At 53.3% G+C, this 21638-nt stretch carries 19 protein-coding genes; 6 read left to right on the top strand and 13 right to left on the bottom strand.

The window, feature by feature from the left end:
* Nucleotides 1-129: 129 nt before the first annotated feature.
* The 5 genes from MVK60_RS03895 to MVK60_RS03875 form a co-directional block, all read right to left on the bottom strand.
* On the bottom strand, nt 130-1386 hold the full coding sequence (locus MVK60_RS03895) for a restriction endonuclease subunit S (RefSeq protein WP_297436661.1): 1257 nt from the start codon (nt 1384-1386) through the stop codon (nt 130-132).
* Nucleotides 1370-2464, bottom strand: a complete 1095-nt coding sequence (locus tag MVK60_RS03890; protein WP_297436675.1) for a PIN domain-containing protein — start codon at nt 2462-2464, stop codon at nt 1370-1372. The genes MVK60_RS03895 and MVK60_RS03890 overlap by 17 nt, the downstream gene beginning before the upstream one ends.
* 10 nt (nt 2465-2474) lie before the next feature.
* A complete protein-coding gene (locus MVK60_RS03885) occupies nt 2475-4025 on the bottom strand; it encodes a class I SAM-dependent DNA methyltransferase (RefSeq protein WP_297436659.1) in 1551 nt (516 codons plus the stop codon).
* A gap of 77 nt (nt 4026-4102) precedes the next feature.
* A complete protein-coding gene (locus MVK60_RS03880; protein ID WP_297436657.1) occupies nt 4103-6004 on the bottom strand; it encodes an aldehyde ferredoxin oxidoreductase family protein in 1902 nt (633 codons plus the stop codon).
* Nucleotides 6005-6219: 215 nt separating this feature from the next.
* A complete protein-coding gene (locus tag MVK60_RS03875) occupies nt 6220-7068 on the bottom strand; it encodes a class I SAM-dependent methyltransferase family protein (protein ID WP_297436655.1) in 849 nt (282 codons plus the stop codon).
* A gap of 129 nt (nt 7069-7197) precedes the next feature.
* On the opposite strand from MVK60_RS03875, the gene MVK60_RS03870 reads away from it, so the two are divergent.
* Both MVK60_RS03870 and cas4 read left to right on the top strand, forming a co-directional pair.
* Entirely contained in the window at nt 7198-7533 is a 336-nt protein-coding gene (locus MVK60_RS03870) for a hypothetical protein (RefSeq protein WP_297436673.1), read from the top strand.
* Nucleotides 7534-7705: 172 nt separating this feature from the next.
* The gene (gene cas4 / locus MVK60_RS03865; RefSeq protein ID WP_297436653.1) at nt 7706-8338 is read left to right on the top strand and encodes a CRISPR-associated protein Cas4; all 633 of its coding nucleotides are present in this window, start codon (nt 7706-7708) and stop codon (nt 8336-8338) included.
* A gap of 17 nt (nt 8339-8355) precedes the next feature.
* Here the strand turns inward: cas4 and MVK60_RS03860 are convergent, their stop codons facing one another.
* Together MVK60_RS03860 and MVK60_RS03855 are read right to left on the bottom strand one after the other, a co-directional pair.
* Nucleotides 8356-9234: an MBL fold metallo-hydrolase gene (locus tag MVK60_RS03860; RefSeq protein WP_297436671.1), complete on the bottom strand. Its 879-nt coding sequence runs from the start codon at nt 9232-9234 to the stop codon at nt 8356-8358.
* Between the two features lie 76 nt (nt 9235-9310).
* Entirely contained in the window at nt 9311-9490 is a 180-nt protein-coding gene (locus MVK60_RS03855) for a hypothetical protein (protein WP_297436651.1), read from the bottom strand.
* Between the two features lie 126 nt (nt 9491-9616).
* Between MVK60_RS03855 and MVK60_RS03850 the strand changes: the two genes are divergently transcribed.
* Nucleotides 9617-10915, top strand: coding sequence for a 2,3-diphosphoglycerate synthetase (locus MVK60_RS03850; RefSeq protein WP_297436649.1), 1299 nt, complete (start codon nt 9617-9619; stop codon nt 10913-10915).
* A complete protein-coding gene (locus MVK60_RS03845; protein WP_297436647.1) occupies nt 10912-11802 on the top strand; it encodes a 2-phosphoglycerate kinase in 891 nt (296 codons plus the stop codon). Before MVK60_RS03850 ends, MVK60_RS03845 begins: the two co-directional genes overlap by 4 nt.
* Here the strand turns inward: MVK60_RS03845 and MVK60_RS03840 are convergent.
* From MVK60_RS03840 to MVK60_RS03830, 3 genes are read right to left on the bottom strand one after another with little or no spacing between them, the layout of a single operon-like run.
* Nucleotides 11792-13303, bottom strand: coding sequence for a metallophosphoesterase (locus tag MVK60_RS03840; protein ID WP_297436645.1), 1512 nt, complete (start codon nt 13301-13303; stop codon nt 11792-11794). The two genes, MVK60_RS03845 and MVK60_RS03840, sit on opposite strands and share 11 nt — an antisense overlap.
* 5 nt (nt 13304-13308) lie before the next feature.
* Nucleotides 13309-13716 (bottom strand): cyclic nucleotide-binding/CBS domain-containing protein, encoded by a 408-nt coding sequence (locus MVK60_RS03835; RefSeq protein ID WP_297436643.1) that lies wholly within the window; start codon nt 13714-13716, stop codon nt 13309-13311.
* A 44-nt stretch (nt 13717-13760) separates the two neighbouring features.
* Complete coding sequence (locus MVK60_RS03830) at nt 13761-14558, bottom strand: class II glutamine amidotransferase (RefSeq protein ID WP_297436641.1); 798 nt, start codon at nt 14556-14558, stop codon at nt 13761-13763.
* Between the two features lie 80 nt (nt 14559-14638).
* Between MVK60_RS03830 and MVK60_RS03825 the strand changes: the two genes are divergently transcribed.
* A complete protein-coding gene (locus tag MVK60_RS03825; RefSeq protein WP_297436639.1) occupies nt 14639-15508 on the top strand; it encodes a type I restriction enzyme HsdR N-terminal domain-containing protein in 870 nt (289 codons plus the stop codon).
* Here MVK60_RS03825 and MVK60_RS03820 read toward each other — a convergent pair.
* The 3 genes from MVK60_RS03820 to MVK60_RS03810 all read right to left on the bottom strand — a co-directional run bounded on the left by MVK60_RS03820 (nt 15505) and on the right by MVK60_RS03810 (nt 19863).
* Nucleotides 15505-16494 carry an AIR synthase family protein gene (locus MVK60_RS03820; protein ID WP_297436637.1) on the bottom strand — a complete coding sequence of 330 codons (990 nt, stop codon included), beginning with the start codon at nt 16492-16494 and terminating at the stop codon, nt 15505-15507. The genes MVK60_RS03825 and MVK60_RS03820 overlap by 4 nt on opposite strands.
* A 130-nt stretch (nt 16495-16624) precedes the next feature.
* A complete protein-coding gene (locus tag MVK60_RS03815; protein WP_297436635.1) occupies nt 16625-17833 on the bottom strand; it encodes a hypothetical protein in 1209 nt (402 codons plus the stop codon).
* A 251-nt stretch (nt 17834-18084) separates the two neighbouring features.
* The gene (locus MVK60_RS03810; protein WP_297436669.1) at nt 18085-19863 is read right to left on the bottom strand and encodes a ribosome biogenesis/translation initiation ATPase RLI; all 1779 of its coding nucleotides are present in this window, start codon (nt 19861-19863) and stop codon (nt 18085-18087) included.
* A gap of 90 nt (nt 19864-19953) precedes the next feature.
* Here MVK60_RS03810 and MVK60_RS03805 point away from each other — a divergent pair, with 90 nt between their 5' ends.
* Nucleotides 19954-21609, top strand: a complete 1656-nt coding sequence (locus tag MVK60_RS03805; protein WP_297436633.1) for a bifunctional aspartate transaminase/aspartate 4-decarboxylase — start codon at nt 19954-19956, stop codon at nt 21607-21609.
* Nucleotides 21610-21638 lie beyond the last annotated feature (29 nt).

Here is a 21638-nt window from a genome sequence, read left to right as displayed (position 1 = left end):
CTTGAAGTTGCTTGGACCACCATGTCAATCACCCCAACGACTGCTGAAACTGTGTCGGGGCTGACGGTTCCCGAGGTCATCAGGAGCAGGAGACCCACCGGGATGTTAATATTCAAGACAAAAGGTTATTTATACTTTTTGGTTGTAATACTTCACCCTCCCCCTTCCTGTCAGCAGGTCTTTCATCAGCCCGCGCTTAACGCGCTCAAGCTTTTCCCTTCTCTGCCGGAGGAGTTCGAGCTTTCTATCGACGGTGGAGAGGATTTTGGCTATTTGTTTCTGTTCGGAGAGGGGAGGAATAGGTATCGGAATGCTATTAATCTTGTCTTTATTTAGATATGGAACGGTCGTTTTAGTTGCTATTGATTCCATATATCTAGCTTGGGACATTAACGCAACTGCAAGAAAATATGGATCTAATGTTTTAGGGCACACAAAAGCGTGTAGTTGTTGGTTTAATACAACTTCCCTTGTAGTTATTGCAACAATACCAAACTTTCCTACACAACTCATTATGACGCTATTAGGAGGAATAATTTTATTCCCACACCTTTTAATTTCCTCTTTGCTCACATTTAGGCCAGATTTTGAAGCCCCAACATACATGCCGTCTATATCTGCTAGGGTTATCCAAGGGATATCGCCATCGAATTTTTTTGGTTTATTTCTACCAGGAACTATACTTTGACAAATTTCACCAGCTCTTACAACCCTCCACTCCTCTGGAATCTCGCCCAGCTCGGTCTTCTTGAACCGCTCATGCTTGATGCCTTTCGTTAAAAGCCTCTGCATGAGGCCCTTTTTCAGGCGCTCCGTTCGCTCGATGGCCTCGTCAACTGTCCTTAGAATCTCGGCTATTTTCTTCTGCTCGGGGAGGGGTGGGAGGGGGATTTTTATATTCAACAAGTCGGTCTTTTTAACACTGGCCTGTCCAACATACCTAACACAAATCTGTCTAAAGTATCCGATACGCCAAAGTTCTAAGAAGTAGTACATAACCCACTCTGGAAGAACTTGATTTGAATCTACTCTAATTCGTGTTATATGGTTGCTATATGTACAAAACCTGCATTCACCTCGGAATATTGCAGTCTTTCCTATTAAGTCAACACTGTTTGTGTTGTTAAACAGCACATCGCCGGGTTTAAGGAGATAATCATCAATATTGTCAGGAACTGGGACTTTCAAGTATTCCTTTAGTGTGACCTTGCCTTCGGTAGTGATGTTGTTCATTCTAAGCTGAATTATCCCGTTTTCATCACGTTTTCCACTTGCAAACCCGGGTTTAGCTTCTTTGATAACCTCTTTTATTTTGACAACTTCCCAATCCTCGGGAATCTCGCCGATTGGGGTTTTCTTGAACTTGGTTTTAGCCTGAGCTTTCATTGGGACCACCCACTTTGATGACATTTTCCTCAATGTCCTTGAGGTTAATCTCTTTGTAAAGTTCTATCAAAATCGCAGAGTATTCCATTAAGGTTCTTAAGGCCCTAACTATAGGGCTGTCCAAGATTATATTCAAGAGGCTAATGATAAAGTCTTTTACAGACCTCAAGAATTCTATAACTCTATTCACTAAGGTTTCTGCCCATTCTTTAATTTCTCTGCCAAAATAATACACAATGGCCCCGAGAGTTGCGAAGAAAGCCAATGCTTGTAGTTCAGATAAATTTTGAATACCCTCACTAATCCATGCAATAATGCGTTTTGTATAACTCCACATGACTTTTAAAATTCCTAAGATTGTTCCAATTACGGCCAGGATTATCTTAAACAGAAACTCCAAAATGGCACGCCCTCCCAGAGATAAGACAACAAAAGAAAGAGAGCCTCTCCTAAGGATAACTTCAATGTATTTTAACGGCCCCATGTTTTTCCATGTTTTAATTGTGGTTTCTGTGATGTCTTTATCGGAAGAAACAATAGCGGTTGCATTTATTGAAAAATACAGCCACACGTAGTCTACATCATCAGGATCCCTTTCACCAACTAATTTCATAGCCTTTTTATATTCCTCATAACCCTCTGGCACTTTAAAGGTGATGTGCTCTAGAATTTCCTCAATGGCGCTCTTGAGTGCTTCAACTGGGATTCCCTTCTTCTTTGAGATCTTCTCTAGTTTTCTCTCATCTTTCAAAGTTTCCTCACGGATTGATGGGGGAGCATATAGCTTAACAAATGGCGTTTTCGATAGTTCAATAATGAGGGGCAATCTACCATCTCGGATGTAGTTAATTGCTTCGGATATTACTTGATTTGCATCAACAACAATGGAAAGTTCTAGCGTGCCCTTAATCCCCGTGATATCCATGAGAATGCGCTCTGCGAATTGTTTGATAATCTCCAACATGCTTGGAGGCAGTTCTACTAGGAACTCGTCAAATATTGGCTTCAATTCTGGAGCCTCGTAGATGTTTTGAACAGAAATGCTCTCAACTATTGGAATTGGGCGGGAATTAGTCATGTCATTCACCTCAATACCCCAGCTCCTTCAAATACCCCTCAATCCTCTCGTCAACCCTCGCGAGCTCCTCGTTAATCCTCTTCAGCTCCTTCCACTCGGCCTTAACGTCTATCTCCTCCTCTTCCTCCATCGAAAAGACGTAGAGGGTGACGTTGAGGTTGTAGTCGTTCTCCTTTATCTCGTCCAGCTCAACGACCCTCGCAAAGCCCTCGATATCTTCAAACTTCTCGAAGGCAGTTACTATTTTTCTGATGTGCTCCTCGCCGAGTCTGTTCAGCTTCCTTATCTCCGGATGCTTTTCGTATTCCTGCGAGGCGTTGATGAAGAGGACTTTCCCCCTCCTGTCCTCTGGCTTGTTCCTGTTGAATATCATTACCGCACCCGGAGCGCCGGTGTTGTAGAAGAGCTTTTCGGGGAGTAAAATTATCGCCTCAAGCAGATCCTCTTTGAGTATCTTCGCCCTTATCTTCTTCTCGGCCCCGCCCCTGAAGAGCGCGCCGTTGTCTATGACGATGCCGACCCTTCCAGTATATTTGGCGCTCGCGAGCATGTGCTGGATCCACGCCCAGTCCGCGGAGTTGTTCGGCGGATAGCCGTACTTGAAGCGCTCGGTAAACTCGGCCTTTTTGAGGGTCGCCTCACCGTAGCCGTCCTGGTTCCACGGAGGGTTGGCTATAACCACATTGAAGCACTTGAGCCTTTCGCTCTCTTTAAACTGTGGTCTCAGAAGTGTATCGCCGGTGGCGAGCTTTGGAGACTTAATGCCGTGGAGTATCATGTTCATCTCGGCTAAAGCGTAGGTGGTTGGATTGACCTCTTGGCCGTAGAGGAAGAGCTTTTTAGCCTCATCCGCTCCGCGGTGCTCCTTAACGTAAAGGTAAGCCCCGATGAGCATTCCCCCGGAGCCCATCGCGGGGTCGTAGACTTCTTCGCCCGGCTCCGGCTTGAGGATTTCAACTAGGAGCCTGATGACTTCTCTTGGGGTATAAACCTCACCCTCCTTGGCTTTCTGCGGGGCGAAATACCTTAGAATCCACTCGTAGGCATCGCCAAGAACATCGGGCGAGGCGTGCTTTAGGTCAAGCCCGCTGAAGAGCTCGAAGAGCTGCCTGAGTATCTCGGCGTTGTCCCTGTGGAGCATGAACTCCATAAAGTCGAAGCGGTCGACGACACCCCTCAGGTTGGGGTTGAGCTCGGCGAGCTTCTTGAGGGCCTGCGAAAGGTTCTGGGGAAGGCTCTCGATGTCCTTCTCGCGGAGCTTCCTCCAGAGGTATTCTGGCGGATAGTTAATCGTGTATGATTCCCTGTCTTTGAGGGCGAGCTCCTCGGCGGTCTTTCTGTCCAGGCCTTCCTTGGTGAGCTTCCTAACGTACTCCTCAAACTCCTTCTCCCACTCGTCGCTCAGACGCTTCAGGAAGAGCAGAAGGGGGATGTACTTATAATCGACCCTCGTCCTGATTAAATCCGCGGCCTTCTTAAGAGCCCGCTCAAGCTCCTCGCGGGTTAAACCGGTATCCTTCTTTGGTGGAGCATCTAGGAAATCAGTGAGCTTCTTCTCCATGATTCACACCGAAGAGGGGATACTCCAGCAGGTTCTTATATTTAACTTATTGGGGAGAAGCAAAGAGAAGGCAGGAATCAAATCCCCGCCCCGATGTCCTCTGCGATGTCCGGGAGGTCGAGGGCCATGAGCTTGGCCTTGGCCGGGATTCCATCCCTGCTCCATCCGCGAGCCTGATAGTACTCATCGAGCATCCTGTCGAGCTCCCACGGCGGAACGTGGAGCCCCTTGCTGACCCCCTCTGGAATCGGCTCCCATATAACCCTGTACGGCAGGGTGTCATCCTTCCTGGTGAAGCCCTCGCGGACGTTGAAGGCGCGGGCGATGTTCATTATCCTCTCGCCGATGACCATCAGCTCGGCCTCGCCGATGTTCATGCCGGTGACCGCCTTGACGAGCTCCGGGAAGCCCTCAAGGAAGTACATGTGCCTTGAGAACTTGCATGTTCCGGTGGCGTCGTAGACCGCCATGAGGTTCTCGTGGAAGGCAATCTCAAAGCCCTTGTTCTCGCCCTTCGTCCTGTCCACGCCGTCGAACTTCCACCACCTTCCTACGAGCTCGGTTCCGTAAGCTCCGGAGGTTAGATGGTCTGCACCACGAACGTTCACGGCGAAGGCGAGTGCCATTCCCTTGATTCCCCTAACGTCGTAGGCAGGTGGCTCCATACCCTTGACATGCATGGCGAACTTCCAGCTGTCTTTTCCTAGCCTCTCGCTGGCCCTCTTTACACCGTCGGCGAGGAGTTTTCCAAGGTTGCCCTCGCGAAGCGCCATCTTCCGGAGGGCCTGAACGGCTGCATCACCGTTGCCAAAGGTGAGCTCGATACCGTCGGTCTCTTCCCTGGTGAGCAATCCACGTTCGTAGGCCTCCATGGCCCAGGCGATGGTAACACCTGCAGAGATGGTATCGAGGCCGTACTCATCGGCTATCTTGTTGAGGTATGCAACGGTCTCGAAGTCGTCGAGCTCAAGAACGCCGCCGAAGGAGTAGAGGGTCTCGTACTCGGGACCGTCCACCATGAAGGTGCCCCACTTCTCGCTCTCGACCTGAACGTACTGGCTGCACGGTTTGTTACAGAGTGGGCACGGTCTCCTTCCCGCGCGGTACTTCGGTGCCCAGAAGTAGGGGTCGATTCCGATGTGCTCCCTTCCCTCCTCCTTGGCCCTCTCGTAGGCCTTCTTGAAGAAGCCCATCTGCCAGTTCCTGACCGGGAAGGTACCGCGCTCGCGGTTCATCCAGTCGAGGAACTCGCCGCTTCCGTAGTCCATGTCCGCCTTGATCGCCGGGTGGTCCTTAAATACCATTGCCCACTTCTTGATGAGCTCGCGGAGTTTCTCAGGATCGGCTATCGGTATCTTTCCGGTGCCTTTTATGAGGATTCCCTTGAGTTTCTTGCTTCCAAGAACCGCACCGGGACCACCGCGAGCGGCCTGTCTCTCATCGGTTTCGATGGTTGAGATGAGACTGAGGTTCTCGCCCGCTGGGCCTATAAATGCCGTTGCGTGACCGGGGTACTCCTCCTTTGCCTTGGCTCTGGCCTCGCCGGTTGTGAGTCCCCAGTAGCCGTTGGCCGGGACAAACATTACTTCATCATCTTCTATAACGAGCATAACGGGTTCTTCGCTCTCCCCCTCTATGATTAGCATATCGTAGCCGGCCCTCTTCAGATGGACACCGAGTTCTGCACCGGCCATGGCCCTTCCGTAGCCGCCTGTAAGCGGGCTCTTGAAGTTGAAGGCCGTCTTGGAACCGGTCCCGATGCCTGTATCAACGAACAGGCCGGGCGTGATTATCATTTTGTTCTCCGGCCCAAGCGGATCGGTACAGGCCGGAACCTCGTCGTAGAGAACCCTTGTACCGAAGCCAACGCCGCCGAGGTACTTCCTCGGGAACTCCTCGGACAGGGGCTCCACCCTGATCTCGTGGGTCGTCAGGTTGACCCTTAGAACCTTGCCCCAGTAACCACCCTTAGCTTCCATGTCAGAATCACCTCGAAAGATTTTCGGGTCCGAAGATATAAGGTCTTCGCAAAAGGAAGCGTTTCACAGGGGATAAGAGGTTAAGTTCATGCGTTAACCACAGGGTATCAAGGGATGGCGGGGGGGCTCAAATTTTTATTCGGATGTCCTGAAATTTCCCTCAGTGAACGTGGTCGAACAACGTGATGGGGGACCTTAAAACCGGACGTTGGGGGTTATCCCTTGAACACTCTCACGTCAACGACAACGTGCCAGACACCCGGGGCGTAGCGTTTGATTACCAGCTCGTTGAGCTTCTCGGCCTCGTAGCCGTGCTCCCTCGCGATTTCCCGGAACGTCCTGAATGGCTCCTCGGGCATCAGCTTCTCAGGTACCGTGTTGTGGTAGTGGATCACCGCCCCGTCTTTGGCTATGTCCAGTGCCTTTGGTATGAACTCGTGGGTTTTAACCACGTAGCCCATTAAGACCCTGTCCGCTACGTTCTCCCCGGGAAAGTCGCGGTTGTCGATGTTGTAGGCTGTCATCCTGCCCTGAACCCTGTTCAGTTCGATGTTCTCAACGAGGAACTGGAACGTGTAAGGGCTCTTCTCTATGGCTATCACTCGGGCCTTTCCGTGGACGGCCATCGGAAGGCTCAGGTGCCCGATTCCCGCGAACATATCGACGACCAGCTCGCCGGGTCTTGCAACCTTCGCCATTCTAACGCGCTCCTTGATGTTGGCCGGAGAGAACATGACCTTGGCAACGTCGAGCTTGTACCTTATCCCGTTCTCAACGTGCACCGTCACAGTATCGTTCCCGTGGAGAAGCTCGTAGTTCGTCTCGCGAAACTCACCGCTTATTCTTCCTTTTCGTAGAACGGCCCTGGCACCGATAACCTCCGCGTAGACCTCGGCTATACGGTGCTTGTAGGGTTCAAGCTCGGTGCGGATTGGAAGAATCAGAACGTCGCCTACCAGAACCCAGTGTCTGGGAAGCTTTGGGATGAGTTCTGGGGGGAGTTCCTTGGATAGTATCCTCCTTATGCGGGGTTTTATGAGCTGGGTCTTTTTTATTCCATCCATCGCACTTCCCTGAGGAAGGTTCCTTAAAAAGGTTCCCACTTGCCGTTTTGGTGAAAGTCGACGGGAAATCCTTAAAAACTCGAAAGAGAGAGTAGATGATGAGAATCCTCTTGGAGGTCGATGAACGGTATGGAGGAAGACCCACCGAATAGTTGGTTGTCACGCCTGTTTAAGAATAAGAAAAAAAGTGCACTTCTTGAGCAGAGACTGAGTCGGGAGGCATACGAGGAGTACGAACGGCTCCTGATGAGGGCCCGACCTGAACGGGACGGTTCTAGATTAAGGCTTCGTCTGGCCGAGGGTGTGGTGGAACTTGAAGATGGCACCCTCCGCGTCAGGGCCAGAAACAGGGAAACCGCGGAGAAGATACTTTGCAACCTGCATCACTACGACCAGCCCCCAAGCATCTGGCCCGCCTACGGTCTCAGCTACTCCCTCAAAAGGAAGAAAGGCACGATACTCTGACGCTTCTCTTTGCTTCCTTTCCCCAAAGGTTTTAAAGAGGGTTTCTGCACTAAGTATCAGCGCGGATGACGACCCTTGCCCAGTCTGAACGGGTGATGACGTCGGTATTAGCTGACGCAGGGGTGGTGAGGCTCGCGGACCGATGACCCGCCCCGTTCCTGGGGGGAAACTCATGGAAGAGAACGATGGTGATGGACTGCTGGAATTTTACGCCAGTGAGGCTCTCACATGCCCGAGGAGGATATACTTCAGGCTGAAGGGCTACCCCGAACGCTGGCCTGAATTCGTGAGGGTGCGGTTGAATCAGGGGATAGACACCCACAATGTCCTTCAGGGGATACTCTCGCGGAGGTACGGCTTTGAGCTGGAGAAACACCTCATACTACGCTCTGAGAGGCTTGGATTCGAGATCCACGGCAGGATCGATGCTATACGGGATTTTCCCATAGAGATAAAGGGCAAGACCAGTCTCCCGAGGGAGCCCTACGACTACCACATGGCCCAGCTCAACATCTACATGAGGTGGGCGGAGGCGGACTATGGCTATTTATACTACGTCAAGCTTCATGAGGAGCCTATGAAAATCATCAGCAAGATAGACTTTTCGGGGTTCCCGGTTGTCAAGGGCCCGAACTTTAGGGCGTTTGAAGTCCTCTACGATGGCAAAATGTTCCGCGAAACTCTCAGGCATTTTTACACGGTGAAGCGGCACTACGAGAATGATAGACTTCCCCCAAGGAAGTACTCATACGCGTGCAGGTTCTGTCCCTACAAGTACATCTGCTACCCCGAGGACGGGGAATAGAACCGCAACTCACAAGTTTACACCCTTTTAACCCTCCACTTCAGACCGTTCTCGATCAGTGCCTCCACCTCTTCCCTGTCGTGGAGTTCTGCGATGAACGCCCGGAGGGGCACCAAGTTGAGGGCGAGTTTTTGTGGTGTTATCTCGACGCCGTATTCCTTCATTATCCTGAACGCGAGTTCATCCATGCTCAGGGGGTTCTCAAGCAGACGAAGGACAAGCGCTTCTGTTTCTTCAATCCTCCTCATGTTGAGGTCAAGTAGCTCGATGGCCTCCTCCCCTTCGACGATCTTCCCGTGGGAGGGTACAAGCGTGTAGCCCTTCTCTGTATAATTATGCAGTTCGTTTATTGATGTCTTGAATAACACTGGGTCGATCAGATAGGGAACACCGACGGACTCCAGAACCCTCTCCCCGAAGAAGGAGTCCCCCGCATAGATCACCCCCTCATCCTCGTCGAGAAAGCCCGTCATTCCAGGGGAATGGCCGTTGAGCTTGAGGGCCCTGAGCCCAAAGAGGTTGTCGTTCCACTCAAAAACCGCGTGAACCTTAACCTCCTCGGGGAACTGAAACACCAGAAATCCTTCGGGAGCTTTCGATCCGAAGGTCAGGAGCTCCCGGTTCAGGGGGCTCTCCGCCACGCTGAATTCAAAGCGGTGCATGAAGAGGGGTGCCCCAATCCGCGGGCAGACGGATATGTGATCGGCATGTCCGTGGGTAGCCAGCTGGGCTCGCACATCGACTCCCAGTCTTTTGACCTCTCTCCGGAGGTCTTTGTGCCTCTTACCCCCGTGTCCGGGGTCTACAAGGACCGCTTTATCCTCAACCACTTTTATGAACGTGCCCGGACTTCCAGGGTATATGTACAGAGAGTCACCTAGTTTTCTCACTCCCATGTTCAGCACCAAAGAAATTAGGGGGCGGTGGATAAAAGACCACCGGTTGAGAACGAAAACGGTCCGAAGTATACCTTCAGACGTGCCTTGGGTAGAGGGTCTTCTTGCCTTCGTCTTTGGCCCTTCTGACGGCCTTTTCGACAAGGGCCTTGAGTTCCGCTTCAAGGGCGTCGTAGAACTCTGGGTTAACCCTCATGTCGGGGTCAACGGCCTTAACGGCCTCTTTAATCTTGGACTTAACCAGCATCTCAACCATGGCTTACACCTCCATACATGACGCCCTAAGTGGCGTCGTAAGTATAGTCCTTTTAGGATTTATAACGCTTGTGTTGCCATCGGCAAAGGTTAAATCCTCCAGTGCGGATTCTTCTATGGTGATCTCATGAGAATGGTCCTCATCGATGGGGAACATTACCCCGACGTAACCGCCTGGGCCGTGAGGACCCTCGGTGATGTCTGCTGTGCTGTCTTTCTCGGTGGCATCGAGAAGGTTGGTTCCATTGAATCACTGGCTGAAAAACTTGGAATCCGTCTGTATTACTCGGATGAGTATTTGGCCTCCCTTAAACGGGCGCTCATGGAGAATCACGTTGAAGAAGTGGTTGATCTAAGCGATGAGCCAGTTGTCACCTACGAGGACCGGTTTAAGATCGCTTCACTCTGCCTCCTTCACGGGGTCTCCTACCGGGGAGCGGACTTTCACTTTACCCCAAAGCCTCTGGGTCGCGTCAAAAAGCCGAGCGTCGGGGTTATAGGGACGGGAAAAAGGATAGGGAAAACCGCAGTTAGCGGCTTTCTCGCCAGAACCCTGAAGGAGATCTGTGAACCGGTGATAGTGACCATGGGAAGGGGGGGCCCGGAGCAGCCTGAGCTTATCCCGGGGGATGCGGAAGATATTACGCCGGAGTACCTCATTGAACTGGTGGAGGGTGGTGAGCACGCGGCCTCGGACCATCTGGAGGATGCTTTGACATCGGGAGTGAAGACCATCGGATGCAGGCGGTGTGGTGGTGGAATGGCGGGTTTTCCCTTTTTAGATGTTGTACACGAGGGAGTAAAGCTCGCGGAGAGCCTCCCGGTTGACCTCGTGATCCTGGAGGGGAGCGGGGCGACGTTCCCACCTTATCGTGCGGATGCTTATGTGGTGGTTGTCGGGGCAAAGCAACCCCTAACTCATATATCCGGCTATTTCGGCCCTCTGCGACTGGCCTTTGCGGACGTTGTTGTGGTGACTATGGCAGACGTGGTCAGTGCGGATAAGCTTGAAAAGATCGAGAGGATCGTGATGGAGGTAAACCCTGAAGCCGACATCCATTTCACGGCTTTTAGGCCGAGGCCACTGGGCGACGTTACTGGGAAAAGGATCGGGGTAATCATGACCTCTACGGAGGCGGCGGGCAAGGCACGCAGCTACCTTGAGCCCCTCGGTTCGGATGTAGTGGAGGTCTCGGGAAACCTTGCCAACCGACCCCGGCTCATTAGGGATCTCCGGAGGTTTGAAAGGGTGGATGCGGTTGCGGTGGAGCTTAAAGCGGCCGCCGTCGATGTGGTAACCAGGTGGGCGCTTGAAAGGGGGGTGGAAGTTGTATACTTAGACAACGAACCTCTGAACATAGACGGCAAGGACTTGGCGGCCGCATTCGTTGAGCTTGGAAAGAGGGTTCTGGAGGCGGGGGGATGATAATAGTTGCCGATAGGGAGCGGAACACCCGACTCCCGTTTTCCAGAGGGATACTAACGCGTTCAATAACCCTAGCTGGGGTGGACGTTGGAATAGCTTACGGGATAGCCACCGAGGTGCAGAAGGAGCTTGAGGCCAGGAGAAAGAGGGTCGTGACCTCCGATGAAATCCGTGATTTGACCTACCTCAAACTCCGGGAGCACGGCCTCACTGAGGAAGCCCAGAGGTACGTGTTCTGGCGCAGGTTCAAACGGCTTAAGCTCCCGATGGTTCTCCTGATCGGTGGGACTACCGGGGTGGGCAAATCAACGATAGCCACGGAGCTGGCGTTCCGGCTTGGGGTAAGGAGCGTTATCGGAACCGACACCATCAGGGAGGTCATGAGGAAGATGATTGCCCCCGAACTCCTGCCCGACCTTCACACCTCCTCGTTCCTTGCCTGGAGGACACTCCACTCTCCGGATCGAAGGGGGGAGGTCGCCCTGTGGAGGGGTTTTGAAAATCAGGTGAAACACGTCTCGGTTGGCGTCAACGCGGTTGTCGAACGGGCCCGTAGGGAGGGTCTCAATGCGATATTAGAGGGCATACATCTGGTTCCCGGGTACGTTGACCCCGCGGAGAACAGCTTCATGTACGTGATAACCGTGCCCACCAAGGAGGACCTCAGGGCGCGGTTCTACGAGAGGGGAAGGTACAGCAGGCGTCCCGCGGAGTACTACCTGAAACATCTCGATGAGATAATGGAGATACAGGAGTTCATAGTGCGTAAGGCGAAGGAGCGGGGAGTTCCGGTTTTTGAAAACATTGAGCTGGAGGCAACGGTTTCAAGGATAATGAAGGACCTGATGGAACGAATGATGAAGCGGGTGGAGGACCTCACGGATTGAGGTTCTTCTTTACCTTCCATATCCCCAGGAGCCTGCCGGAGCCCCATGTCGCTTGGACCTCAAACGCCACCACGATGTGAGTGTAAATGTCTATGACGTTGAACGTGTTTCCGTAGGGGTTTCTGTGGAGCTCCCAGCTCACCGATCCCGCGTTCACTATCGGGGAGTCCTCAACCTTTACCCCAAAGGCGTTTCCCCCGTGTCCCGTGAGGACAAGGTTGGCGTTTTCTTCCGTGATCATCTTCAGCACATCGCCAGCATCCTCCAGAAAGCCGATTTCCCTGCTCCGTGGGACTGGGATTATGTTGTGGTGCATTACGACCGTGGTGAACTTGTCATCATGCTCCCGGAGTAGATCGCGGAGGATACGCTGTCCCATCCTCCCGACGACACCGATTGGGGTTTCGTACTGTGCACTCTGAACTGGGATGAAGGCAAACTTCCCTATCTCGACGGTGTTGGGCCTTCCGAAGTACTCTTTGAAGAGGTCGTGTCCGAGGTAGGTTATGTCGTTATGACCAGGTACTATCAGCTTTCGGGCCTTTATCCTCTCGTAGAATTCGTATGCCTTGGCGTAGTAGCGCTCGATGCCGGCGTCCACCAGATCACCGTTGTGTATGACGAGATCGGGTTTGAGCTTCTCATTTATCATCCTGATCGCATGCTCTAGAACCTTCTTCCTGAAGTACACACGGTCGGATACATTGCTTTCGCTCATCTGGACTACTCTCACGAGCCGTTTTCCTTTGGGGATAAAGAGCTTGGGTTTTACGGCTCTGTGCTCTTTTCTGAATTCGTCCCCCGTCACGCGCCTTATCCTGACTTCCATCCGGCCGTCGTCGTACAGAGTTATCACGTTGTAGCTATTGACGTCCCCCGCGCGGGTCTTGCGGCATGATGTACAGCCCGCGTTGTCCACCACGAGGTCCTCCACGCGGTACAGGTTGGGCACGTGTTTATGTCCGCAGGTATACAGGGTGACTTCATGCCTGAGGAAGAGATCAAGCACGTCCCCTGCGTTGTACAGTACGTTCCTCTCTCTGCCCGTGTCTGGGAGTGGTATTAGGTGGTGATGGGCTGCCACTATCTTTATCCTTCTGCTGGAGTACTCCTCAAGTTTTCCCCTGAGCCATCTGAATTTATACTCCCCGATCCTGCCGTCGCTGAGGTCCGGGATCGTGGAGTCAACCCATATCAGAACCCCCTCCTGGAACTCAAACACGCCGTTTGGGGGGCCTATGAACTTTTCAAAGAGTTTGTAGCCCACGTTTCGGACGTCGTGGTTCCCGGGTAGCACTACGATAGGCTTGCGTATCTTCTTCAGCTCGTAGGACGCCCTCTCGTACTCCTCCCTGAGCCCCTGGTTGGTCACGTCACCGGTGTGGATGACGAAGTCGAAGTCCCCGCGGTTTATCTCCTCGGCTATCAGGTCAAACGCGTATCCCTTGTAGGCCGCGTCGCTCGTTATGTGCGTGTCGCTTATGTGGGCTATCCTTATCATGCGTATCACTCCGCAGCTATGGCGGTTTCAAGCCGCCTCCTGCTGGCGGTGAGAAGGTCGCTCAGGCTGAAGATGCCCACGATCTTTCCGTTGTCCTCGACAAGCATGTGCTTTATGCCCTTCTTGGCCATCAGATCCAGAACCTCCCTCAGAGGGGTGTTGCTGTCCACACTTATCAATTCGCTGCTCATTATCTCCCTCACGGGGGTTGAGTTCGGGAGGCCCGGGATAACGACGCGTCTTATTATGTCGCTCTTTGTGAAGAAACCGACCACTCTGTTATCCTCTATGACGACTAGGGAGCCGATGTCGAACTCCACCATTATCTCGCACGCCTGTTTTACCGAGTCTCCCGGAGAAACACCGATTAGTTTCCTCGTCATGTAGACCTTTATGGGGGTGTCCCTCTCCATGAGATCACCGTGATACTGTTCTGGGAAAAGGAGTATATAACATTTCAGAGGCTCTCCACTGTGCGGTCCACCCTCCTCTTCCGTGGGTCGATCCGGAGGTACAGCGCGGTTCCGTTTTTAAGAACCCTCCAGTCCGAGGGGTGGTAAAGCTCCACTGTTGAGGAGGCAATAGCGAAGAGGTCATCTTCCTCAAGGGACAGTATCTTGGCGTAGTCCCAGTCCTTGGGTTCCTTAACGCGGTTTTCCGTCGAATACGCTGTTATGAAAGCGCGGATTTCCGGTGAGGTATCCTGGAACACCGTCACGGTGTTTAACGAGGTCCTGGTGGCTTTTACCGCCTCTCTATAAGCTTCAATCACGTCTTCCTTTGACGTACCCGCCAGGTGCCTGCAGAGGTAAGCTGCCAGTACGTAGCTGTCGGAAACTCCTTTAAGGTCCTCCTCCTCAAACCCGGCCATCTCGACCAGTTGCTTTTTGTTTAGGTCCCCGTTGTGGAACAACCAGAAACTGAAACCCCTTCGGGAGGAGAACGCGAACGGGTGTGTATTCAGGAGTCCGACGCTTCCCTGACTGGCAGCTCGTGCGTGAGCCATCAAGACCACGAAACCGTTCAGCCTCTCGTTGAGGGTTTGGATCTCATCTATATCATGGAACATCGGGTTAACCGATCTGTAGTGCCTCTCCGTTCCATCCCTGATGAGCAGGTACCCCCACCCGTCCCTGTGCTGGCTCCCCTTTCCCCTGGCCTCTTTGTACGGGTCCTTCTTTGATGCGTTCACGAGTGCATCCAGAAGCGGTCGTATCCGCCCCCCTTCCCCGGCTGCAAAGAGTATCCGACACATTTCAATCCCCTTGGGTTTTCGGATTCAACCACAAAAGCTTTTAGGTTGTTGGGTGTAGTCCAGAGGGACCGGTGGTACACATGGACGGACTTAGGAGTGCGGTCCTTAGGGTGTCCCGGAGGATGCGGGCACACAGAAACCTCTACGAAAAGAACGAAGAGGCGGTGAAACAGCACCTTCTCGGTGAGATATTCCGGGCACTTGGGTGGGACTGGAACAATCCTGAGGAAGTCCGACCCGAGGAACGGACCGAGGACGGTAGGGCCGATTATGCACTGATACTGAACGGATCGGTCTTTGCCTTTGTGGAGGCCAAGAACCTGGGAGTCAACATACTGAAGAACGAGGGGCCCCTGCGCCAGCTTGGGAGGTACTGCTTTAACGCTGGAGTTAGGTATGGAATCCTTACAAACGGAGCCGTTTGGATAGCTATAAAGGCCTTCGAGGAGGGTTCGCGCCTTAGCGATCGCGTTCTTTTAAGGGTTAACCTGGAGGCTGAGCCGCTTGAGAGATCCGTGTTGAAGCTATCCTTCCTCTCTAAGGATGGAATCACAGGAATCGAGCGTCGCTCCTCCCTGTTGAAGGCGTTGGAGCTCAGTTTCTCAAGCCTCAAGAAGGAGGGCTATTCTGAGGAGACCCTCGTTGGCTATCTGACGGCCAGCTCCTCGAACCTGCTCCCCATAGATGAGATCTCGGAGACGGATACCCCTAGGGCAGCGTACGTTTACGAAAACGGCTGGAAGCTCCTGCCCCTCCAGGAGCCGAGCATCAGGGGAGTTCTTCTGGCGGTTCTGATGTACATGGAGCGCAGAGCTCCTGAGCCGGAACGTTCGGAGATAAGGCTGGCTTACGAGCACCTCAGGGCACTGAATTTGCCTCCGGCCAAGGCATTTGAAATCCTGAAAAAGCTGGAAGAAGAGGAGAAACTGAGGATCTCCGTTGAGCTTTAGACGACCTTCCATATCTCATCGCTTTTGGGTTGGGGGAGCTCCTTTTCCCCGTCCTTTTCGACGAGCACTCTGACGTCCGGGTCCTCCACGAACTCTCCTACGACCGTGGCATGGATTCCCTCCCTTTCGAGGGCGGAGGCTATCCGGCTGGCTCTCTCCCTAGGAGCCGCTACCATGAGGGTTCCGGAGCTTATGAGGGCCAGGGGGTCCAAGCCGTACAGCCCGCAGATCTTCAGGGTTTCCTCTCTAACTGGAATCCTCTCCGCGTACACCTTAAATCCCAGATCCGCGGCATCGGCCATTTCGTGGAGTCCATTGGCGATTCCACCTTCCGTTGGATCGTGCATCGCGTTGACACCTATTCCAGCGGCCACCAGGGCATCTTTAACAACACTTATCATGTCTATCAGCCCCTTTGCCCGTTCGACGAACTCCCTTCCGAAGGTTTGTTCCAGTTCCTCGGCCCGCTCACGGGCTATTATCGACGTGCCCTCAAGTCCGATCCACTTTGTTACGATCAGAGCGTCTCCAGGCCTGGCCCCGTTTGACGTCACAAGTCTCTCCCGGTCAACCTCACCCATCATCGTCCCCACGACCACTGGCCTGTTCAGACCCGGTGTTACCTCGGTGTGCCCTCCTACTATTGAAACACCAAGATTAGCCGCGTTCTCGTGGAGTTCCCCCATAATCTCCCGTAGGGTCGACTCATCTGCCGCTTCCGGAAGGAGTATGGAGACCAGAAACCACCGCGGTCTCGCGCCGAAGGTGGCAACGTCGTTTGCGTTTATGTGAACCGCGTAGAAGCCGATATTTTCCCCAACACCTGTTATGGGGTCCGTTGATGCGACGAGAACACGGTCCCCGAACTCTATTGCGGCCGCGTCTATGCCTTTTCCAGAACCCATTAGAACCCTCTTATCGCTGATGCCCAGATTAGTAAATACCAGTCTTTCCAGGACCTCCGGTGGAACCTTCCCTGGTAGCATCTCCTGCCCCCCCACTAAACTCTAGACCTCTTTCGGTTTTCCCAATAAAAAAGTTCCGTCAACGGCCCCGTTAAGTATCAACCCCAGAAAAGCCCCGTAACAAAAAATAAAAGAAAGCCGAGTGGAGAAGTCAGCCTCGGCCATGGTGGTGCATTTCGAAAGAGTGAGCCCTAACGATTCCGCGGTTCTGCTTGTATATCTGCTTCAGGATGTCGTGGATCTGCTCTATTATGGCCTCTATCTGCTCCCTGTTTCCGTTTATTACGGCCTCTTTAAGCTGTTTCAGCAGCTTTGTCAGCAGGGTAACATCCACGCCCGCCTTTTCAAGCACGCACAGTGTGGCGTTCACCCTCCAGAAGGTCATGTCTCCCCTGAGCCTGGGGTTCCTTTCGCTTTCGTCCAGCCACTTGTGGGATGCCAGCTTGATGGCAACGTCCGCGTGGGCCCTTGCGGCTATCGCCTGTCCGTAAGCCCTTCCGTAGTACCCCTGCTCGTAGGCCTCCTTTGCGGCTCTGATCTCGTTCTCTGCAATGTTGATCATCCTGGAGATCATCATCTTGGGCCCCGGTCTCAGCGTTACGTTCTGCTCAGTCATGTTCTGCAGGAGTTCCTTAGCAATGCCAAGCCTCTCCTCGCTGGCGTTTATCGCTTTGAGAGCCATCTGGGCGGTGATGTTTACGTCGATTTCGGTGCAGTTGCACATCGCCTCCCTCTTCAGCTCCTCCATCAGCCGGTTCAGGTGAACCCCGAAGACACGGCTCCGGATTATAGTAACGTTGCTGGGTGCGACTTTAATCTTCATCATGACCTTGGTTATGTTGGTTGTGTCGTTTGCCAGGAGGATGACCCCCATGTTCTTCAAGGCGTTCTGAAGGGCAACCTGTATGGCGGCGGTGTCGTTTCCAGGGACTATTATCACAGGCCCCTTGAACTTTATTCCAAGCTCTACCGTGGCGTTCTTTATGACCGCGATGTTGGTACCGTACCTGGTTTCACCCCACCAGCGTTTCACCGGTATCCCCAAGTTTTGAATGTCCGAGGCGTACTGCTGGGGCACTGCGTCTGGGCCCCCTATTATTATCACAAGGTCCGGACCGTAACCCGCTATCTCGGCGGTGACGTTCGGGTCGTAGACCCCCCAGGGGATTGTGACCACCACGCTCCCGGTCAGGTTTGCTATGTAATGAGCCAGTGCTGAGTCGGCCGCATTATCACTCACCAGTATCACAGTCACGGAAGCTCCGGCGCTCCCTCCACTTCCGCTGGCCGCACTTACGGCTCCCGTGGTGCCCAATAGTATTAAACCAATGAGCACCGAAACAAGTTTTTTCCACATCATGGCCAATCACCTCGTTGATATGTGGTTAATACCCTCTATTTAAGCTTTTTTCAGGAAATCGTCTGTGTAGATTAATGTTTGTTCAAATAGGAGGCGGATGCTGCCCTTCCCTGTGTTTTATCGTTAAACAACGTTGATCACTGTTTACCTACGTTCATGGAGGACGGATACCTCCAGAACTCGGTTGTTCTCGGTAGACTGCTGGATTAAAAGGATAAAGAGCAGGATGGTGCCTCCAAAGATAAAACACATCACGGGATAGTGTAGTAATACTCGCCTCTCTCCTTCTGCTCCCTGTCCTTGACGGACCCTTCCTTGTTGGCCCTTGGTCTCCCACTGTCTGGGTCACGACGGAAGGTTATGCCAACGGAGGAGAGGAACCGGTTCATTCCTTCCCTCATGCCCATAGGGGGCAGAGCCCTACCCGCTTTCCCCGGTTCGCCATCAAAGACTATGAGTCTGTCGCTTAGATAGTCAACCATCATGACGTCGTGCTCGACTATCAGGGCGGTTCTGTCGTTCTTTGCCATGAGCGAGCGGATGGCCTTCGAAACCGCAAGCCTCTGTTCAACGTCCAGGTGGGCGGAGGGTTCGTCGAGGAGGTATATGTCCGCATCCCGTATCAGGCAGGCCGTGATCGCCACACGCTGAAGCTCACCGCCGGAGAGCTCGTTGAGCTGCCTATCGTACAGTTCGGGGATTCCGAGTGGGTTCAGGAGTTCGCTCTTGTAAAAGCTGCTCATGAGCTTTGAGGCATCTATCTTGCCCAGGAGGTTAAACACGGTTCCTTCGTAGTCCACTTTGATGTACTGTGGTTTGTAGCTGACGGTCAGGTTCCAGTCAACCTCTCCCTCGGTCGGCTTCTCGACCCCAGCCAACATCTTGACGAAGGTCGTCTTACCTATACCGTTCGGTCCCACTATTCCAACGACCTCTCCGATGTGGAGGTTCCCACCTTCCACCTCAACCCTGAACGAACCGTAGTCCTTGACAAGACGGGGGTATTGGACGAGTATCTCACCCTCCTGGCTCTTCCTTTCGCTCTTCTTTGTGAAGCTTATCTCAAATGGTCTGAACCTGACGTTTTCATCCTTGAGGTAGCCGCTCAGGAACTCGTTTATTCCGTTGCGTGTGCTCTTTGGTTTGGAGAATATGCCGTACGCTCCTGGCTTGCCGTAGACGACGTGGATGATATCGCTCATGTAATCGAGGATTGCTAGGTCGTGCTCGACCGTGAGGACGGCTTTCCCGCTCTCGGCAAGGCGTCGTATTATCTTGGCGATCTTGAGCCTCTGCTGTATATCGAGGTAGCTTGACGGCTCATCAAAGAAGTAGAAGTGAGCGTCCCTCAGAAGGGCGGCCGCGATCGCAACTAGCTGGAGCTCACCGCCGGAGAGCTGTTTTATATCTCTATCGAGTATGTTCCCGAGTCCCAGCTCCTCGACGACCTCCTTCAGTGTCCCCCTATCATCGGCCTTTCTGAGGAGCTCCTCGACCCTACCCCGAATTGCGCGGGGAATCAGATCAACGTACTGTGGCTTTACAACAGGGCGTATCCCTCCGTTCTTCAGCTTCTCAAAGTAGTTCTGGAGCTCATTGCCGCGGAATGCCTTGATAACGCTGTCCCAGCTTTTGTTGTCGCCGCAGAGGTTAGGCAGTATCTGGCCGGAGAGTATCTTAACCGCCGTTGTTTTGCCTGTACCGTTTGGACCGAGGATTCCGACGACCATACCGTCCTTGACAACCGGCATGCGGTAGAGAACGAAGGAGTTGATTCCATACCTGTGAACGCAGTCCTCATCCAGTTGCTCCGGAAGGTTGACGATGGTTATTGCGTTGAAGGGGCACTTGTGGACGCATATCCCACAGCCGGTACAGCTCGCCTCCTGGATCACCGGGCGGTAGTTCTCTTCATCTATCACTATAGCCTCACCGCCCATCCGGTTGACCGGACATACCCTCTCGCACAGAAAGTTGCCACACTTATCCGGGTTGCACCTGTCGTAATCGATGACCGCTATCCTCGTCATTTCCACCACCGGGTTAGGCTGAGGGGGAGGGTTTTAAAGGGTTGCGGGAATCTTACGTCATGTCACTGGATTTTAACGGAGGTGCGGGCGATGGATTCATCCGATGGGACCAACGGGGGCAACATCCTTGAGGATGTTAAGAGCCTTGGGGAGCTCAGCCCATTTGAGTTTAAAGACCTGCTGATCAAACTCGCGGGCAGGACGTCAGAGAGGGTGATGCTGAACGCAGGTAGGGGAAACCCAAACTTCCTCGCCCTGGAACCGAGGTACGCCTTTCTGCAGCTCGGGAGGTTTGCGCTGAGTGAGGCCGAGAGGCACTTTGGGTACATGGGTGACCTTATAGGGGGCCACTGCGAGAGGGAGGGTATAGAGGCCCGCTTTGAGATATTCGTACGGAACCACTGGAACGAGAGGGGTACAAGGTTCCTGCACTCTGCAGTGAGTTATGTGAGGGACTACCTGGGCCTTTCGGCGGGCGAATTCCTACACGAGATGGTTCAGGGTTACCTCGGTTGCGACTACCCCTCTCCACCAAGGATGCTCAGAATAATTGAAAAAATCGTCGTGAGGTATCTGCTGAAGGAGATGGGTGCCGGTTACGACCTCGGGTACTCCCTCGTCGACGAGACGGAGCTCTTCGCCGTTGAGGGAGGAACCGCGGCCATGGCTTATCTCTTCGAATCCCTCAGTGCCAACAAGATACTCAACCCTGGGGACAAGGTTGCCCTGGCAGTCCCGATATTCAGCCCCTACCTGGAGATACCCAAACTCGACACCTACCGCCTCGTTGAGATCGAGGTTCGGGCCGATCCTGAGGTGGGCTACCAGATTCCTGGGGAGGAGCTTGAGAAACTTCGCGATCCGGATATAAAGGTCTTTTTCGTCGTAAATCCGGGAAACCCCACCTCTGTCAAATTTGACGAGGGCACTCTGAATCGCATCAAAGAACTGGTTGAGGGAGACAGGAGGGACCTGATCATCATAACCGATGACGTCTACGCGACCTTCGTGGACGGATTCAAGTCCCTCTACGCCATCCTGCCCCACAACACGATACTTGTATATTCATTCTCCAAGTACTTTGGGGCGACAGGCTGGCGCCTCGGTGTAATAGCCCTTCACAGGGACAACGTCGTCGATCGACTGATCAGAGGGCTACCGGAGGACATTAAGAGGGAGCTGGATGGGAGGTATGCCCCGATAACCCCCAACCCACGGGAGCTGAAGTTCATGGACAGGCTGGTCGCTGACAGCAGGAACGTTGCTCTGAGACACACCGCAGGCCTTTCGACGCCCCAACAGGTGCAGATGGTGCTCTTCGCCCTCTACGCCCTGATGGATGAGGAAGAGGAATATAAGAAAGCGGTGAAGCACATCTTGAGGCGCCGTTATGAGGCCCTCTACAGGGGGCTTGGCATTGAGCCCTTGAGCCTTCAGAACTACGCGTACTATTACACCCTGCTGGACGCTGAGGCTCTCGCGGAGCGCCTCTACGGGAGGGAGTTTAGCAGATGGTTCATCAAGAATTTCCCGCCGGAGGAGTTCATAGCCCGTCTCGCCAGGGAGGCGGGTGTCGTTCTCCTTCCAGGTAAAGGCTTTGACGTGCCCCATCCTTCAGCCAGGGTTTCACTGGCCAACTTGCGTGAGGTGGACTACCTGAAGATAGGACGGACCATTAGGAAGACCCTCGACGAGTACCACAGGGAGTTCATTGAGGGGAGGGGCGTCGGGGATCCCAGGGGTTAGGTTTTTAGCCTTTCCCCGTTACCAACTTT

Origin of the sequence: Thermococcus sp., from assembly GCF_026988555.1 — an archaeon.
GTDB lineage: Archaea > Methanobacteriota_B > Thermococci > Thermococcales > Thermococcaceae > Thermococcus.
This window is presented reverse-complemented; position numbering and strand designations above follow the sequence as displayed.

Coding starts and splice junctions, on each gene's coding strand:
- cas4 (WP_297436653.1), top strand. CDS start 7,706: ATGGAAGAGAACGATGGTGATGGACTGCTGGAATTTTACGCCAGTGAG.
- MVK60_RS03845 (WP_297436647.1), top strand. CDS start 10,912: ATGATAATAGTTGCCGATAGGGAGCGGAACACCCGACTCCCGTTTTCC.
- MVK60_RS03885 (WP_297436659.1), bottom strand. CDS start 4,025: ATGGAGAAGAAGCTCACTGATTTCCTAGATGCTCCACCAAAGAAGGAT.
- MVK60_RS03875 (WP_297436655.1), bottom strand. CDS start 7,068: ATGGATGGAATAAAAAAGACCCAGCTCATAAAACCCCGCATAAGGAGG.
- MVK60_RS03810 (WP_297436669.1), bottom strand. CDS start 19,863: ATGACGAGGATAGCGGTCATCGATTACGACAGGTGCAACCCGGATAAG.
- MVK60_RS03890 (WP_297436675.1), bottom strand. CDS start 2,464: ATGACTAATTCCCGCCCAATTCCAATAGTTGAGAGCATTTCTGTTCAA.
- MVK60_RS03825 (WP_297436639.1), top strand. CDS start 14,639: ATGGACGGACTTAGGAGTGCGGTCCTTAGGGTGTCCCGGAGGATGCGG.
- MVK60_RS03850 (WP_297436649.1), top strand. CDS start 9,617: ATGAGAATGGTCCTCATCGATGGGGAACATTACCCCGACGTAACCGCC.
- MVK60_RS03805 (WP_297436633.1), top strand. CDS start 19,954: ATGGATTCATCCGATGGGACCAACGGGGGCAACATCCTTGAGGATGTT.
- MVK60_RS03870 (WP_297436673.1), top strand. CDS start 7,198: ATGGAGGAAGACCCACCGAATAGTTGGTTGTCACGCCTGTTTAAGAAT.
- MVK60_RS03880 (WP_297436657.1), bottom strand. CDS start 6,004: ATGGAAGCTAAGGGTGGTTACTGGGGCAAGGTTCTAAGGGTCAACCTG.
- MVK60_RS03840 (WP_297436645.1), bottom strand. CDS start 13,303: ATGATAAGGATAGCCCACATAAGCGACACGCACATAACGAGCGACGCG.
- MVK60_RS03820 (WP_297436637.1), bottom strand. CDS start 16,494: ATGCTACCAGGGAAGGTTCCACCGGAGGTCCTGGAAAGACTGGTATTT.
- MVK60_RS03830 (WP_297436641.1), bottom strand. CDS start 14,558: ATGTGTCGGATACTCTTTGCAGCCGGGGAAGGGGGGCGGATACGACCG.
- MVK60_RS03895 (WP_297436661.1), bottom strand. CDS start 1,386: ATGAAAGCTCAGGCTAAAACCAAGTTCAAGAAAACCCCAATCGGCGAG.
- MVK60_RS03860 (WP_297436671.1), bottom strand. CDS start 9,234: ATGGGAGTGAGAAAACTAGGTGACTCTCTGTACATATACCCTGGAAGT.
- MVK60_RS03835 (WP_297436643.1), bottom strand. CDS start 13,716: ATGGAGAGGGACACCCCCATAAAGGTCTACATGACGAGGAAACTAATC.
- MVK60_RS03815 (WP_297436635.1), bottom strand. CDS start 17,833: ATGATGTGGAAAAAACTTGTTTCGGTGCTCATTGGTTTAATACTATTG.
- MVK60_RS03855 (WP_297436651.1), bottom strand. CDS start 9,490: ATGGTTGAGATGCTGGTTAAGTCCAAGATTAAAGAGGCCGTTAAGGCC.